This window comes from Nocardioides panzhihuensis (assembly GCF_013408335.1).
Classification (GTDB): Bacteria; Actinomycetota; Actinomycetes; order Propionibacteriales; family Nocardioidaceae; genus Nocardioides; species Nocardioides panzhihuensis.
In genome coordinates this window covers 3937615-3952513 of sequence record NZ_JACBZR010000001.1, presented here as the reverse complement: position 1 = coordinate 3952513, position 14899 = coordinate 3937615, and the positions used below count along the sequence as shown (strand labels likewise).

Genomic DNA, 14899 nt, shown 5'->3' with positions numbered 1-14899 from the left:
ATGGGACTGTGAACGAGCAACCGCGACGACCACGCCACCTGATGGACCCGGACAACCCGATCCGGACCGTCAACGACAAGTCGCTCACGCACGTGCAGCAGTGGGTCGCCTCCGTGCTCGTCGTGTTCACGGTCGCCCACCTGGTGGTCGGGCTGGTCATCGCGGCGGTGGCGATCGATCCGGCCTACCAGACCTCACGGATCGGGCTGTGCGTCATCGCGGCGGCCTTCGGGGTGCTCGGTCTGGCCGGCGGCTTCCTCATCCACCGTCGCAGCCCGATCACGCCGTGGCTGATCCTCGGGATCGTGCCCTCCGTCGTCGGTCTCTGGTTCGTGCTGCGCTGAGGGCGACGCCGCGATCGAGGCGTCGCCCTCAGCGGGATGGAGCAGGTCAGAACAGGTCGGGCACGGTCCAGCCGTCCAGGTCGTACTCGGCCAAGAACTCGTCAGCCAGACCCTTCATCGCGTCTACCCCGCCCCGGTTCTGGGCGGCGAAGAGGAGCTCGGCCTTCACGTTCTCGTGGTTGCCGGAGTAGTTGCGCTCGTAGAGCTCGTGACGCCCGCCGAACTCGGAGCCGATCGAGTCCCACAGCGCCTTCATGACCTTGACGCGCTCGACGGCGGTGATGCCGTTGGAGCCACGGACGTACTTGTCCAGGTAGGGCCGGACCTCGGGGCTCTTGAAGTCGGCGGCGCCCGAGGGCAGGTAGATCAGCCCGGAGGCGACGTCCTGCTCGATGATCTCCTTGACCCGCGGATAGCCGTGGATCATGAACATCCGGTACGTCAGGCCGTACTCGAGCTTCGGGATGACAGCGTCGCCGACCCATGGCTCGGGGTCGCGGGCCATCGACTCGGTCAGCGACCAGAACAGGTTGCGCCAGCCGATCACCTCACCCACCCGGGTCTGTACGCCGCGGAAGCCACCCGAGCCGGTGGCGTCGAGCGCCTTCATCAGCAGGCCGGCGATGAAGTCGAGCTTGACGGCCAGGCGCGTGCAGCCCTGGAAGGTGAACCGCGGCAGGAACCCTGACTGCGGGAAGAAGGAGTTGATCCGGTCCACGTCGCCGTACATGAAGACGTTCTCCCAGGGCACGAGCACCTTGTCGAAGATGAAGATGGTGTCGTTCTCGTCCATCCGGCTCGACAGCGGATAGTCGAACGGCTCGCCGTTCTTCGCGGCCTGCTCGGTGTAGGAGGAGCGGCAGATCAGCTTGATGCCGGGAGCGTCCATGGGGACGGTGCAGATCAGCGCGAACTGCTTCTTGCGGATCGGCAGGCCGTAGTGGGCGATGAAGTTGTAGTTGGTGATCGCGCTGCCGGTCGCGACCACCTTCGCGCCGGAGACGATCAGGCCGGCGTCGGTCTCCTTCTCGACCTTCATGTAGACGTCGCCGACCTCGTCCGGCGGCAGCTGGCGGTCGACCGGCGGGTTGATGATCGCGTGGTTCCAGTAGAGGACCTTCTCCTGGGACTCGCGGTACCAACGCTCGGCGTTGTCCTGGAACGGGGCGTAGAGCTCCTTGTTTGCGTGCAGGGTGCCGAGGAAGCTGGCCTTGTAGTCGGGGGAGCGGCCCATCCAGCCGTAGGTCATCCGGGCCCAGCGCGCGATCGCGTCGCGTTCCTTGAGCAGGTCGGCCGAGGAGGTCGGGGTCTTGAAGAACGGCATCGTGACGCCGCCGTTGCCGGTGTCGGTCGGCACGGTGAGCTCATCGACGTGCGGTCCGGTGTGGAGCGCGTCGTAGAGGCGCGCCGTCATCCGCACCGGGTTGCGGAAGGCCGGGTGCGTGGTGACGTCCTCGACCCGCTCGCCGTGCAGGTAGATCTCGCGGCCGTCGCGCAGGCTCTCGATGTACTCGTCGCCGGTCATCGGCCGGGAGGCGAAGTTGGTCTGCTGGTTGACCGGTGAGCCGGCGGCCGGGTTGACGGTCGGAGGGCCGTCGGGCAGGGACTCGGGGGCGAGGGTGTCGGTCATCGTGTCTCTCCTTGGTCTGGATATCGGGGTTGGCATCAGTAGTGGGTGGACCGCGGGATCGCGGGAGCCGCGATGGCGGTGAACGACGAGGTCGCGTCGAACCAGCCGGTGTTCGGGTCGTCCTGGCAGCCGAGCCAGACGACCTCGGAGGTGGGGTTGCCGATCTGGTGGAAGGCGCTGTCGTGGAAGAGCAGCGGCTTTCGGTCGGTGGTGATCACCTCGACGACCTCTCCGAGGAACAGCAGGTGGTCCCCGCCGTCGTCGGCACGCCACGGACGGCAGACCAGCGTCGCCGCCGTCCCGCCGAGTCGTGGCGCCGTGACGCCCTCGCGCCAGGGGAGCTGGTCGCTGCTGGGGCGTCCGGCGAAGTGCATGGCGACGTCGCTCTGGTCCGCCGCGAGCACGTTGACCGCGAAGGCGGCGCCATCGAGGTAGGCGGCCGCCTTGGACGTACGAGTCAGAGCGACCTGAACCAGGGGCGGGTCGAGCGAGATCGGCGTGAAGGCCGTCACCGTCGCGCCGTGGTGCGCGCCGTCAGGGGTGCGGCAGGTGATCACGGTGACACCGGTCGCGAAGCGGCCGAAGGTCGACCGCAGGGTGCGTGGGTCCATGGAGCTCCTCCTTCGTCGGGCCGCGAGATGTGGCGGCGATCACGTTGGAGGACGACGCTAGATCCGGATCACGAGGGCGGCGATCCGCTCGGCGAACGGGCTGTCCGGATTGCGCACACGGTTTCCGTACGCTCTCGGCGACGGGCGGTTGCGCTGTTAATGTGAAGGACGTCACTAGGGGGTGGCAGATGAGCGTGACCGGCACTCTCACCGCGTCGTCCGGGGCGTCCGGAGACATGGAGACCTTCTCCGACGAGGTCGCCCGGGCCTACTTCCCGCATGCCCTGACCATGCGCGGTCGGGCCGCGCGGCCGGCGGTGCTGCGTGCGGTCGATCTCGGCCCTGTCCGGCTGACCCGGATCGGTTGGGGCGCGGAGGTCTCGGTGGAGTCGGACCACCCGGGCGCCTGGGCGGTCAACGTCCCGCGCAGCGGTGTGCTCGAGGCCAACGTCGGTGGCGCCCACGTGCTCTCGCTCGACGGCCAGGCGACGGTGTGTCCTCCCGACCGGCCGACCAAGATGACGCGGTGGTCGGCCGACTGCTCGATCGTCGGGATGCGGGTCGACCGTGACTATCTGGTCGAGGAGGTGGCGGCCCTGGTCGGCCTGCACACCGACCGGCTGCCCGCCCAGCTCGACCTGCGGGGCCACGGTGCCCGTGCCTGGATCGGCCTGCTCGGCTCCCTCGGCACCGAGGCCATGCGCAACCCGGCCCTTGTCGGCGACGAGCGGGTCAGGACCCGCCTGGCCGGCACCTTGACCGCCGCCTTCGTCGCCGCCTGCTTTCCCGAGGAGCCGGCCGTCGGCTCCGTCCAGCCCCGCATCGTCTCCCGCGTCGTCGAGGCCATGGAGGCCGACCCGGCGCGCGAGTGGGCCGCCTCCGACCTGGCCCGCGAGGCCGACGTCGGCATCCGCCGGCTCCAGCAGGGCTTCCAGCGCTACCTCGGCCGCACGCCGACCCAGAAGCTGCAGGAGATCCGCCTCGAGCGGGTCCACGCCGACCTGCTCGCCAGCCGCGGCGACACGGTCGCCGAGGTCGCCTACCGCTGGGGCTTCACCCACCTCGGCCGCTTCGCCGCCGCCTACCGGCAGGCCTACGGCGTAGCCCCTTCGCAGACCCTGCGCTGTCGCTAGTCGGCGCTGAGACTCGCCAGGAGGGCCAGCGCCCGGTCGAGCAGCGGGCTTTCCTCACCGGCGCGGGTCGCGGCGACGAGCTCGACGCCGGGGGTGCCGGTGAGGGGGACGTAGACGACGCCGGGGACGGCGAGGGCCGCGGTCGGCTCGGGCACGATGGCGACCCCGAGACCGGCGGCCACGAACGTGACCAGGGTGGAGGTCTCGGCGACCTCGTGGGCGATGTGGGTGCGGATCCTGGCGGAGTCGAAGAGGCCCTGGATCGTCGCGTTCATCGCCGAGCGGCCGCTGCCGGCATGGATGACGAGGCCTTCGCCGTCGAGATCGGCGATGCGTACGCGACGACGGCCGGCGAACCGGTGGTCCTTGGGCATCGCCACCAGCAGGCTCTCCTGGCGGAGGTGGGTGATCGAGAGGCCGGGGCCCCCGGAGTTGCCCGTGGGCAGGGGCCGGAGCAGGCCGAGGTCGAGGGTGCCGTCGGTGAGCGCCGCGGCCTGGTCCGGCGAGAGCATCTCGCCCCGGAAGCCGAACTCGACCTCGGGCAGCTCGGCGCGCAGGGTGCGGGCGAGGGCCGGGAGCAGCGAGTACGTCGCCGACCCGACGCATCCGATCAGCAGGCGTCCGCGCCGACCCGAGGCGATGCTGGCCGCCTCGTGGGCGGCGGCGTCCACGGCGCCGAGGATCTCCCGCGTCCGTTCCAGGTACGCCGCCCCTGCCGGGGTCAGGTCGACCCGTCGCGTCGTCCGGGTGAGCAGGGTCAGCCCGAGCTCGGCCTCGAGCTGCCGGATCTGCTGCGACAACGGTGGCTGCGCCATGTGGAGCCGCGCGGCCGCCCGGCCGAAGTGGCGCTCCTCGGCGACCGCGACGAAGTAACGAAGATGGCGCAGCTCCATGCACTCATATTCGCAGAGTCTCAGTCGCCCGGCGGTAATAAGAATGCCGAGGCGTCACCCCCGTCGGCCGAGGCGTCACGTACGTCGGCCGAGTTGGCACCGCATTGCCAACTCGGCCGACGCGGGTGACGTCTCGGCTCAGGTTGGCAGCGTCTCGCCCTGGACGGCCTGGATGTCCAGCTCAACCTTGAGGGTCGTGCCGATGGCGGCTATACCGGCGGCGACGGCCTGGTTGTAGCTCATCGCGAAGTCCTCGCGCCGCAGCTGGGCGGCCGCGCGGAAGGCGGCCCGGGTGCCGCCCCAGGCGTCCGGTCCGGTGCCGAGGTAGGCGACCTCGAGGTCGACCGTGCGGGTTTGGCCGTGCATCGAGAGGTCCCCGTGGACGGTCCAGCGGTCCGATCCGGCCGGGGTGAGACCGGTGGAGCGGTAGACGATCTCGGGAGAGGCCTCGACGTCGAGGAAGTCGGCGCTGCGAAGATGCTCGTCGCGCATCCGATTGCCGGTGTCGATCGAGGCGGCTCGGATGACCGCCTCGACGCGTGACTTCTCCAGATGGTCCGGGGCGATCTCGACGACCCCGCTGAAGTCGGTGAACCGTCCGCGCACGCTGGAGATGCCCAGGTGCTGTGCGACCGCGCCGACGGTGGAGTGGGCGGGGTCGATCGTCCACGGCCCCGGGGCCGGGAGCGAGGTGTCTCCCTGTCGGGACAGCGTGATCGTGCCGAGCGCGGCCGATCCCGAGGCGGTGACGATCGCCGTCGCCGCGGTGGGGGACCACCCGATCGCGGTGATGATCGCGACGTACGGCCCGGGGGCGAGGACGGTGCCGTCGGTGACGACACCGTCCTCGTCGGCCTCGGCGCGCAGCACCTGACCGCCGGCCGTGTCGGTGAGGGTGACGACCGCGTGCGCCACGGCCCAGCCGTCGCGGGTGCGGATCTGTGCGGTCAGTGCCATCGCGGATCAGTCCTCGGGGTGGGAGAGGAGGATCTCGTGGCCGTCGACGCCGTGGCCGGTGAGGCTCACCGCGCTGGCCGCCGGGGGATAGCTGGTCGCCAGGACCGTGTACTCCCCACCGTCGAGATCGGCGAAGGCGTACGCCCCGTCCGCGCCCGTCGTCGCGGTCCCGACCACGTTGCCGGCCGCGTCGACCAGCGTCACCCGGGCGTCTGCGAGAGGGCCGAGCGCGGCCTTGACGACTCCGGTCAGCCGGGCGCCGGTGACCAGCTCCACCTCGACCCGGGTGACCCCGGTCGCGCCGATCTCGATCGGCACGGCGTGCGGGCGGTAGCCCTCGGCGTTGACCGCGACCGTGGCTGGTCCCGGGACCAGCTCGTTGACGAAGAAGGTGCCGTCGGCGACGGTCGTTCCGGTGGAGAGCAGGTCGCCACGTACGTCGGTCACGATCACCATCGCACCCTGGACCGGCGCGCCGTCCTCGCCGCTGCGCACGATGCCCTTGAGGCCCGTCGTGCCGCTGAGCAGGAGGTCGTACGCCACCGGCTCGCCGCCCACGACCACCGTCGACGCCTGCGGCTGGAAGCCGTCGGCCGAGGCGATCAGGACGTATGTCCCCGAGCCGGGTGCGTCCACCGCGTAGGAGCCGTCGGCGTGGGCGACCGACCGGCCGAGCTGACGTCCCGCCAGCGAGATCAGCGTGACGGCGGCGTGCGAGACCGGGACGCTGCCGGCGCCTCGGACGAACCCGTGCAGCGCGATCCCGTTGCCGGCCGGAGTGGATGCGGGAGTGGATGCGGGAGTGGATGCGGCCGGAGCGGGGTTGTCGGCCGGGTGTTGCTCGGGCACCCCGGCGACGGCCTCGGCGACAGCCGCAGGCCCGTCGACGCCGGTCGCCTCCTCGGCAGCCTGGGCGAGCCCGCCCTTGGTCTTCAACGGCACCTCCTTGATGAACACCACGAACACGAGCGCGACGACTGCTGCCGCCGCGGCCACCAGGAAGATGTCGGCGATGCCGTGGCCGTACGCACTCTCGAGCACGGTCCGCAGCGGCTCCGGGATCTTGTCCATGTCGGGGATCTCGCCCGAGGTGCCCTGGGCCATCGCGGCGTACCGCGGTCCCAGGTCGGCCAGACCGTCCTTGACGTAGTCGCCGATCCGGTTGGCCATCAGGGCGCCGAGCGCGGAGACGCCCATCGCGCCGCCGAGGCTGCGGAAGAACGTCACCATCGAGCTGGCGGCGCCGAGGTCGGCGGGTGCGACCTGGTTCTGCGTGGAGAGGACCAGGTTCTGCATCGTCATACCGACACCCAGGCCGAGAACCGCCATGAAGACGGCGACGTGCCAGTACTCGGTGTCGTAGCGGATCGTGCCGAGCATGCCCAGCCCGCCGACGATCAGCGCGGCGCCGACCACGAGCCAGGCCTTCCACTTCCCGGTGCGGGTGATGACCTGCCCCGAGATGGTCGAGGAGAGGAACAGTCCGGCGATCATCGGGATCGTCATCACGCCGGCCATCGTCGGGGACTTGTCGCGGGCGAGCTGGAAGTACTGGCTGAAGAAGATCGTCCCGGCGAACATCGCCACACCGACGAAGAGCGAGGCGAGCGAGGAGAGCGTGATCGTCCGGTTGCGGAACAGTCGCAACGGGACGATCGGCTCCGCGGCCTTCGACTCGACGAGGCCGAAGATCGCCAGGAGCGCCGCCGAGCCGCCGACCATGGCAGCGGTCTCCCAGGAGGCCCAGTCGTACTTGTCGCCGGCGAAGGTGACCCAGACGAGCAGCAGGCAGACGCCGGCCGCCATGAAGAACGCGCCGGCCCAGTCGACCTTGACGCCCTCCCGCCTGACGACGGGGAGGTGCAGTGTCTTCTGCAGCACGATGAAGGCGACGATCGCGAACGGGATGCCCACGTAGAAGCACCAGCGCCAGCCGAGCGAGTCGGCATCGGTGATGACCCCGCCGAGTAGCGGGCCGCCGACGGTGGCGACCGCGAAGACGGCGCCGAGGTAGCCCGAGTAGCGGCCGCGCTCACGCGGGGAGATCATCGCCGCCATGATGATCTGGGCCAGGGCGGTCAGGCCGCCCATGCCGATGCCCTGGACCGCCCGGGCGGCGATCAGCTGCTCCGGGTTCTGAGCCAGGCCGGCGACGGCCGAGGCCGCCACGAAGAGGACCAGCGCGATCTGCATCAGCAGCTTCTTGCTGAACAGGTCGGCCATCTTGCCCCACAGCGGCGTGGTGGCCGTCATGGTGAGCAGGGTGGAGGTGACCACCCAGGTGTAGGCCGACTGCCCACCGCCGATGTCGGCGATGATCTCCGGCAGCGCGTTGGAGACGATCGTGGAGGAGATCATCGCCACGAACATGCCGAGCAGCAGGCCCGAGAGCGCCTCCATGATCTCGCGGTGGGACATCTGACCGTGCAGGGCCCCGGGGGCGCCGCCGGACGAGCCTCCCGGTGGACCTGCGTGCGTCCGTTCGGCGGTCGTCGTTGCCATGGACTTCCCTTCTGTATCGAGCACAGCGGTGTTGGGCAGAGCCTCAGCTGCGTACGTGGGTGAGCGTGTGTGCTGGGCAGACGATGCTGTCGTGCAGCTTGGCCATGAGCCGGATCAGCTCGTGGACCTCGTCGTCGCTCCAGTCGCCGAGCCGCTCGGAGAGCAGCTCGGTGATGTGGTCGGAGAACCCGGCGAGCAGGTCTCGCCCGGAGGCGGTGAGACACAGCAGGCGTGATCGACCGTCCGCCGGGTTGGGGGAGCGCGCGAGCCAGCCGTGGTCGGCCAGGTAGGAGACGTGGCGGCTGGTCACCGAGATGTCGACGGCGAGCAGATCGGTGAGCTCGCTGATGGTCATCTCGCCGTGCTGGCTCAGGAGCCCCAGCACGCCTGCGGAGCCGGCCGGTAGGCCGGGCGGGAGGTTGCGGGCGAGGCCCCTCTTGACGGCCCCGACCTCGCTGAGCCGATGCATCAGGTCGCGGTAGGTCGCCTGCTCCATCATCGCCCCTTCATATTGGTTGACTTTTACAACCTTATGAAGAATAGGAGGCCGATGCAAATTGCTTCGCGCGCGAGTCGGGGCCGAAGAAGGTGGTGCGGGCTAGGCGACGATGCCGCGGGCGGCCCAGGCCGTCGCGGTCACGGTGAACGGGCCGTTCCCGAGCCGGCGCCGGGCGACCTCCTCGAGCGCGGCGCGACCGGCGTCGTCGAGGGACTCCACGTAGTCGCCCGCCGGGCCGACGCCGAAGGTGTACGGGTCCCACCAGTCCTCGAACGTCGGGTGGGTGACGCGGACGGCCAGGCCACGGGGCTCGACCTTGCGGAGTCCGGCCTGCTTGAACAGCTTCTCGAGGTCACCCATCCGAGAGCCGGCGAGGAGCGCCTCGTCCTCGGCCTCCGGGTCGATCTCGTCAACGCAGGACCAGAACGGCGAGACGGCACCGGTGTCGGCGTCCCAGACGCACGCCGCGACGGTGCCGCCGGGCCGGGTGACCCGGATCATCTCCTCGATGCCCGCCGCCGGGTCGGTCATGAAGTGCACGACCAGCTGGGCCAGGGAGACGTCGAACCAGCTGTCGGCGAAGGGGAGCGCCTCGGCCACGCCGGTGTGCACGTCGACCCGGGCCAGCTCGCGGGCGACCGCCTCGATGAAGGGCGGTGAGGGGTCGATGGCGGCCACCAGATGTGCCTCGGTGAGGGTCACCAGATGGCGGGTGAGCGTGCCCGGGCCGCAGCCGACGTCGAGCACACGCTGGCCCATGCTGACCCGGGCGAAGTCGGCGAAGTGAGGTGTGAGGGGCTCGGCGTAGCGGCCCATGAATCGGGCGTATCTCTCCGCGACGACGTCGAAACCCATGCTTCAGGCTAGGTCCACCGTCCGGTGTGCCGACAGCCCCAAGTTCGGTATCTCCCTAGTGAGTCGACGGCGTCGTCTCGACCTCGGTGCGGTCGTCGGACCACAGCGTGTGGAAGTTGCCGTCCTTGTCGACGCGCTTGTAGGTGTGGGCGCCGAAGAAGTCTCGCTGGCCCTGGATGAGCGCGGCCGGGAGCCGATCGGCGGCGAGCGAGTCGAAGTAGGCGAGCGCTGAGGAGAAACCGGGTGCGGGGACGCCGGCAGCGGCTGCGATCCCGACGACGCGCCGCCAGGCGTCCTCGCCGGAGGCGACCCCGTCGGCGAAGTAGGGGTCGACCAACAGTGTCTCCAGGTCGGGCTTGGTCGCGTAGGCGTCCACGATCCGGTCGAGGAAACGGGCCCGGATGATGCAGCCGGCCCGCCAGATCTTGGCGAGCGCACCGAGATCGATGTCCCAGCCGTACTCCTTCGCCCCGGCCACGATCAGGTCGAACCCCTGCGCGTAGGCGACCACCTTCGAGGCGTACAGAGCCGCGCGTACGTCGTCGACGAACGTGTCGGGGACCGCCGGCGCCTTCGGGCGATTGGTCACCGAGGCCCGCATCGCGCCGCGCTGGGCAGGCTTCGAGGAGACCGCCCGGGCGAAGACGGCCTCGCCGATGCCGGAGACCGGGATGCCGAGGCCGAGGGCGTTCTGCACCGTCCAGACGCCGGTGCCCTTCGAGCCAGCCTCGTCGAGGATGACGTCCACGAGCGGCTCGCCGGTCTCGGCGTCCTTCTGGGCGAGCACCTCCGCAGTGATCTCGATCAGGTAGGACTCCAGGTCGCCGGTGTTCCAGTCCTTGAAGACGTCCACGAGCTGCTCCACGGAGAGCCCGCCCACCCGACGAAGGAGGTCGTAGGCCTCCGCGATCAGCTGCATGTCGGCGTACTCGATGCCGTTGTGGACCATCTTCACGAAGTGGCCGGCACCGTCGGTGCCGATGTGGGTGACGCAGGGTTCGCCATCGGCGACCGCGGCGATGCTCTTCAGGATCGGGCCCAGCGTCTCCCAGGCCTCGGCCGAGCCGCCGGGCATGATCGAGGGACCGTTGAGCGCACCCTCCTCGCCGCCGGAGATGCCGGTGCCGACGAAGTTCAGGCCGCGCTCACGAAGCTCGCGCTCGCGGCGGATGGTGTCGTTGAAGTTGGCGTTGCCGCCGTCGACGATGATGTCGCCGGGCTCGAACCGCTCGGCGAGCTGCTCGATCACCGCGTCGGTGCCCTTGCCGGCCTGGACCATGATGATCGCCGTACGCGGTTTGGTCAGGGTGGCCACGAAGTCGTCGATCGTCTCGGAGGCGAGGAAGCCCGCCTCGGGATGCTCGGTGATCAGCTCCTCGGTGCGGGCGTAGGTGCGGTTGTAGACCGCCACCGTGTTGCCCTCGCGCGAGGCGAGGTTGCGGGCCAGGTTGGACCCCATCACGGCCAGGCCCACCACGCCGATGTTCGCGGACCTGTTGTCGGTGTTCGGCATCGCTGCTCCTCGTTGCTGGGTCTGGTTGCTGCGTCTGGTTGCTGCGTCTGTTGCTGTGCCTGGGTTGGGCGGGTGCCACCATCATGCCCGCGGCGTGAAGACCATGTCCTCGGGTATCTCGAGCCCGAGCTGGGCGAGCAGGCCGAAGAGCACGCCCGCGACCTGCCGGGTGAGCCGCTCGACCACCTCGTCGCGGGTCTCGTCACCATGGTCGAGCCACCAGATGATGCTGGCGTCGACCATCCCCATCAGCCCGGCGAGGACGCCGTCGGGCGGCTCGCCGCTGAGCTCGGACTCGCTCAGGTAGCCGCGCATCGCCTCGACGAGCTCGTTGAGGAAGCGGGTGCGACCCATCCGGGCCCGGTGCAGCGCCTTGGTCTGCTGCTGGGCGGCGACGAAGCGGTAGAGGTTGGGGTGCTCGGCGGCCCAGTCGACGCACGACCCGATGACCCCGCCGATCACCTCGCGGGGTGTTCCGGTGCGAGCCAGGTTGGGCCGTACGCGGCGCAGCAGCTCGTTCGCGGCGAACCTCGTCACCTCGGCGTCGAGCTGGTCCTTGCCGGCGAAGTGCCGGTAGACGTTGGGCCGCGGCAGACCGGCCCGCTCGGCGATCCGTGCCATCCCGACCGTGGGGCCGTCCTCCTCGATCGCCTCGACCGCCGCGAGCACCACTCGCGAGCGTCGGGAGTCTTCCTCGAGTGCCTCTTTCGCCGAGCGGCGCCGAACTGTCGAGTCGACCCACTTCACAACGTCCACCACGCGTTCACCGTAGCGCTGATACACCTTGTATCCAGTTCCGGTACGGTGATACAACCTGTATCCAGTACATCGTGTCCCACTTACTCGTGGGGTGCCGACCGGAAGGAACGCCCGTGACCCGCCGCTCTCCCTGGATGGATCAAGACCTCGAGGACCTGCGCGACCTCGCCCGCACCTTCTGCGAGAAGGAGATCAAGCCCAACATCGACTCGTTCATCGCCAACAAGCAGGTCGACCGCGACCTGTGGAACCGGGCCGGCGAGCTCGGCCTGCTCTGCCTCTCCGTGCCGGAGGAGTACGGCGGCGGTGGTGGCACCTTCGCCCACGAGGCCGTGCTGATCGAGGAGCAGGCCCGCGTCGGCGACTCCTCGTGGGGTGCCCCGCTGCACAGCGGGATCGTGGCGCACTACCTGGTGGCGTACGGCACCGAGGAGCAGAAGCAGGAGTGGCTGCCGAAGATGGCCAGCGGGGAGGTGGTCGCCGCTGTCGCGATGACCGAGCCCGGCACGGGATCGGATCTGCAGGCGATCAAGTCGAAGGCGATCCGCGACGGCGACGACTATGTCGTCAACGGCGCCAAGACGTTCATCACCAACGGCCTCCAGGCCGACATGGTGCTGGTCGCGGTCAAGACCAACCCGGAGGAGAAGGGCTCCGGGATCTCCCTGGTGATCGTCCCCACCGACGCCCCCGGCTTCCGGCGTGGGCGGGTGCTCAACAAGATCGGGATGAAGGGCCAGGACACCTGTGAGCTCTTCTTCGACGACGTACGCGTCCCCGCGGCCAACCTGCTCGGCGCGAAGGAGGGCGAGGGCTTCGTCCAGCTCATGCTGCAGCTGCCGCAGGAGCGCCTGATCGTGGCGCTCGGCTGCGTGGCGGCGATGGAGTTCGCCTACGAGGAGACGATCTCCTACGTCCACACCCGCACCGCCTTCGGGCGCCCGGTCTTCGGTTTCCAGAACACCAAGTTCACGATGGCCGAGGTCGCCACGGAGGCACGGGTGGCGCGCTCCTTCATCGACGAGTGCATCGAGCTGCACATCAAGGGCGAGCTCGACATCCCGACGGTCGCGATGGCGAAGTACTGGTGCTCGGAGCGGGCCATGAAGGTCGTCGACAAGTGCGTGCAGATGCACGGCGGCTACGGCTACATGGAGGAGTACCCCATCGCCCGCGCCTTCACTGACCTGCGCGTCCAGCAGATCTACGCCGGCACGACCGAGATCATGAAGGAGATCATCAGCCGCTCCCTGCCCGTCCCGAGCTAAGGCCCGGGACGGGTCTCGGAGCGGGGCTCAGGCCGCGGCGCTGGGCGGTGCGGCGCGGAAACGCGCCGGCCGTCCAGCGACGCCGAGCGCTCGCCACGCCCAGCCGGTCAGCGGCGTACGCAGCCCCAGGTTGTCGAAGAGCATCCGCACGTCGGCGAAGAGATGCCGGCGGAAGGCCGCGGCCTCGGGGCCCTCGCCCCAGACCTCGCGGACGACCGAGTCGGGCAGGCCCATGAGCTCGCGGTCGGCACGGGAGGGAATGATGATCGCGTCCGCGCCGAGGCGCATGGCGAGCGGGGTGAGGATCCCGAGGGCGATACGCGAGACCGGGTTGAGGTCGGGCGCGTGCTCCTCGAGCCAGGCGTGCGCGAACCCGATGTGGCGCGCCTCCTCGGCGATGTGGATGGCCATGATCCGGTCCAGGAGCGGGTGGGTGCCGCCGGAGCGCATGACCTCCTTCTGCACGTGGTCGATCGGCTCCTCGCCGGCGAGGATGATGGCGAAGAAGAGCGCGGGGTAGAGCCCGCCGAGATGTCCCACCAGCGGGATGACCCGCATCAGCCACTCGGGCGCGCCGGCGACGTCCGGGCACACCCGGTTGGTGAACTCCTGGAACATCTGGATGTGGTGGGTCTCTTCGGTGAGCTCGTGCATGAAGTAGCGGAACTCCGGGTCGCCGTTCTCGACGCCCATCAGGAACTGGGTGCCGCCCAGGAGCAGCAGCTGCTCGAACTGGGAGCCGGTCTTCACCATCGCGGTGAGGCGGTGCCGGCCGACCTCGATCTGCCGGGCCTTGGGCAGCGACTGGTACCAGGGGTGGGCGCCGAGCAGGTCGAGCGGAGGCAGGATCCAGCGCTCGTCGTCCTCGTCGACGGCCATCTCCGCGGCGTCCCAGTCGACGTCCTTGAATGCGTTGAAGTACTTCTCGACCGAGGCCTCCGACAACGTACGCAGCGTCTCGTCGTACTCCCGGCGGGGCTGTGGCCGGGGCGCGATCACACGGGCCGGGGTGCTGGCCACCGTGCCCACGTAGCCACCGATCGAGCGAAGTGTCTGCACAACCATCCGAGCCTCCTTGCGCGATGTTGATACATCATCAAGGTACATGGGATTTGTGTCCCGGAAAACGCTTTTGGGGGCGTGTCTCGCTCAGCAGATCTCGGCAGCCAGCGCCTTGCGCACTCCGGCGACGAGGTCCTCCGGGGTCCGGGCGGGGCGGTCGAAGGTGGTGTGCGCGCTGTGCGCCCCGCGCTCGTCGACCCACTGGAAGTCGAAGCCGTCGGCGTGGAGCCCCGTGATCTGGGCGGCGAGGATGCTGTCGACCGGGAGGTAGGTGCGGGTGGCGACCGCCTCGCGGAGCTCTTCTCCGTGGTGGTTGTTGAGGTGGTCCTGGTTGCGGTGGAGCACGCCGTCGTTGAGGTCGAGATCGCGGTCGGTGAAGGTGTCGAGCGGGATCGGGAGCGCCTCCCCGTCGGGGCGGACCAACATGACTCCGGAGACGTCCATGACCACCTCCTCCCACTCCGTCTCGCAGCAGGTGCAGGCGTCGGTACGCAGCCACCTGAGCAGGCCGGTGAGTCGGACCGCCTCGCTGCCGCCGAGAGTCCCCTGCAGGACCAGCACGGCGTGGCTGCCCCGGCGCCCGGCGTACGCAAGGCGCTGCTCGGGTGGGCACAGGAAGGTCGGCCGCCCGCCGTCGTCGGCGAAGCCCTGCATCTCGAGCTCCTCCAACGAGTAGGGGATGCCGTCGATCACCACGCTGCCGCCACGGGGGCAGGACAGGATGCTGCGGGCAATGCTGGCGGTCGAATCCATGACACCTCCGTGTTTAGGTAAGGCTTACCTAAACACGATTGCGGTTGGTCGGGCAAGAGACGCCGCCCACATCGTCAGCTGAGCCCTACCCAATCCCGGTGAGCAACCATCGCCGCCATC

14 protein-coding genes are annotated in these 14899 nt (G+C 69.6%); 3 read left to right on the top strand and 11 right to left on the bottom strand.

The features are described 5' to 3' along the window. Positions 1-8: 8 nt before the first annotated feature. Positions 9-344, top strand: a complete 336-nt coding sequence (locus BJ988_RS18725) for a hypothetical protein (RefSeq protein WP_179659455.1) — start codon at positions 9-11, stop codon at positions 342-344. Between the two features lie 46 nt (positions 345-390). Here the strand turns inward: BJ988_RS18725 and BJ988_RS18720 are convergent, their stop codons facing one another. Then, positions 391-1974 (bottom strand): 4-hydroxyphenylacetate 3-hydroxylase family protein, encoded by a 1584-nt coding sequence (locus BJ988_RS18720; RefSeq protein ID WP_179659454.1) that lies wholly within the window; start codon positions 1972-1974, stop codon positions 391-393. Positions 1975-2009: 35 nt separating this feature from the next. After that, entirely contained in the window at positions 2010-2585 is a 576-nt protein-coding gene (locus BJ988_RS18715; RefSeq protein WP_179659453.1) for a flavin reductase family protein, read from the bottom strand. Positions 2586-2773: 188 nt separating this feature from the next. On the opposite strand from BJ988_RS18715, the gene BJ988_RS18710 reads away from it, so the two are divergent. Next, the gene (locus BJ988_RS18710) at positions 2774-3718 is read left to right on the top strand and encodes an AraC family transcriptional regulator (RefSeq protein WP_179659452.1); all 945 of its coding nucleotides are present in this window, start codon (positions 2774-2776) and stop codon (positions 3716-3718) included. Here BJ988_RS18710 and BJ988_RS18705 read toward each other — a convergent pair. The 7 genes from BJ988_RS18705 to BJ988_RS18675 all read right to left on the bottom strand — a co-directional run bounded on the left by BJ988_RS18705 (position 3715) and on the right by BJ988_RS18675 (position 11696). Continuing rightward, complete coding sequence (locus BJ988_RS18705) at positions 3715-4611, bottom strand: LysR family transcriptional regulator (RefSeq protein WP_179659451.1); 897 nt, start codon at positions 4609-4611, stop codon at positions 3715-3717. The genes BJ988_RS18710 and BJ988_RS18705 overlap by 4 nt on opposite strands. Positions 4612-4749: 138 nt before the next feature. Continuing rightward, positions 4750-5568 (bottom strand): YceI family protein, encoded by an 819-nt coding sequence (locus BJ988_RS18700; protein WP_179659450.1) that lies wholly within the window; start codon positions 5566-5568, stop codon positions 4750-4752. A gap of 6 nt (positions 5569-5574) precedes the next feature. Beyond that, positions 5575-8070: an MFS transporter gene (locus tag BJ988_RS18695; protein ID WP_179659449.1), complete on the bottom strand. Its 2496-nt coding sequence runs from the start codon at positions 8068-8070 to the stop codon at positions 5575-5577. 43 nt (positions 8071-8113) lie between these two features. After that, complete coding sequence (locus BJ988_RS18690; RefSeq protein WP_246321521.1) at positions 8114-8566, bottom strand: MarR family winged helix-turn-helix transcriptional regulator; 453 nt, start codon at positions 8564-8566, stop codon at positions 8114-8116. A gap of 102 nt (positions 8567-8668) precedes the next feature. Continuing rightward, positions 8669-9424: a class I SAM-dependent methyltransferase gene (locus tag BJ988_RS18685; RefSeq protein ID WP_179659447.1), complete on the bottom strand. Its 756-nt coding sequence runs from the start codon at positions 9422-9424 to the stop codon at positions 8669-8671. Positions 9425-9479: 55 nt separating this feature from the next. Next, positions 9480-10937 (bottom strand): NADP-dependent phosphogluconate dehydrogenase, encoded by a 1458-nt coding sequence (gene gndA / locus BJ988_RS18680; RefSeq protein ID WP_179659446.1) that lies wholly within the window; start codon positions 10935-10937, stop codon positions 9480-9482. Between the two features lie 81 nt (positions 10938-11018). Continuing rightward, positions 11019-11696 carry a TetR family transcriptional regulator gene (locus tag BJ988_RS18675; protein ID WP_179659445.1) on the bottom strand — a complete coding sequence of 226 codons (678 nt, stop codon included), beginning with the start codon at positions 11694-11696 and terminating at the stop codon, positions 11019-11021. 113 nt (positions 11697-11809) lie between these two features. Here BJ988_RS18675 and BJ988_RS18670 point away from each other — a divergent pair, with 113 nt between their 5' ends. After that, on the top strand, positions 11810-12964 hold the full coding sequence (locus BJ988_RS18670; protein WP_343051679.1) for an acyl-CoA dehydrogenase family protein: 1155 nt from the start codon (positions 11810-11812) through the stop codon (positions 12962-12964). 27 nt (positions 12965-12991) lie between these two features. On the opposite strand, the gene BJ988_RS18665 is transcribed toward BJ988_RS18670, so the two are convergent. Further along, positions 12992-14029 (bottom strand): AurF N-oxygenase family protein, encoded by a 1038-nt coding sequence (locus BJ988_RS18665; protein WP_179659444.1) that lies wholly within the window; start codon positions 14027-14029, stop codon positions 12992-12994. A gap of 84 nt (positions 14030-14113) precedes the next feature. Then, positions 14114-14779 carry a DUF2470 domain-containing protein gene (locus BJ988_RS18660; RefSeq protein ID WP_179659443.1) on the bottom strand — a complete coding sequence of 222 codons (666 nt, stop codon included), beginning with the start codon at positions 14777-14779 and terminating at the stop codon, positions 14114-14116. Positions 14780-14899 lie beyond the last annotated feature (120 nt).

Coding starts and splice junctions, on each gene's coding strand:
- BJ988_RS18720 (WP_179659454.1), bottom strand. CDS start 1,974: ATGACCGACACCCTCGCCCCCGAGTCCCTGCCCGACGGCCCTCCGACC.
- BJ988_RS18700 (WP_179659450.1), bottom strand. CDS start 5,568: ATGGCACTGACCGCACAGATCCGCACCCGCGACGGCTGGGCCGTGGCG.
- BJ988_RS18685 (WP_179659447.1), bottom strand. CDS start 9,424: ATGGGTTTCGACGTCGTCGCGGAGAGATACGCCCGATTCATGGGCCGC.
- BJ988_RS18695 (WP_179659449.1), bottom strand. CDS start 8,070: ATGGCAACGACGACCGCCGAACGGACGCACGCAGGTCCACCGGGAGGC.
- BJ988_RS18665 (WP_179659444.1), bottom strand. CDS start 14,029: ATGGTTGTGCAGACACTTCGCTCGATCGGTGGCTACGTGGGCACGGTG.
- BJ988_RS18715 (WP_179659453.1), bottom strand. CDS start 2,585: ATGGACCCACGCACCCTGCGGTCGACCTTCGGCCGCTTCGCGACCGGT.
- BJ988_RS18660 (WP_179659443.1), bottom strand. CDS start 14,779: ATGGATTCGACCGCCAGCATTGCCCGCAGCATCCTGTCCTGCCCCCGT.
- BJ988_RS18710 (WP_179659452.1), top strand. CDS start 2,774: ATGAGCGTGACCGGCACTCTCACCGCGTCGTCCGGGGCGTCCGGAGAC.
- BJ988_RS18690 (WP_246321521.1), bottom strand. CDS start 8,566: ATGGAGCAGGCGACCTACCGCGACCTGATGCATCGGCTCAGCGAGGTC.
- BJ988_RS18705 (WP_179659451.1), bottom strand. CDS start 4,611: ATGGAGCTGCGCCATCTTCGTTACTTCGTCGCGGTCGCCGAGGAGCGC.
- gndA (WP_179659446.1), bottom strand. CDS start 10,937: ATGCCGAACACCGACAACAGGTCCGCGAACATCGGCGTGGTGGGCCTG.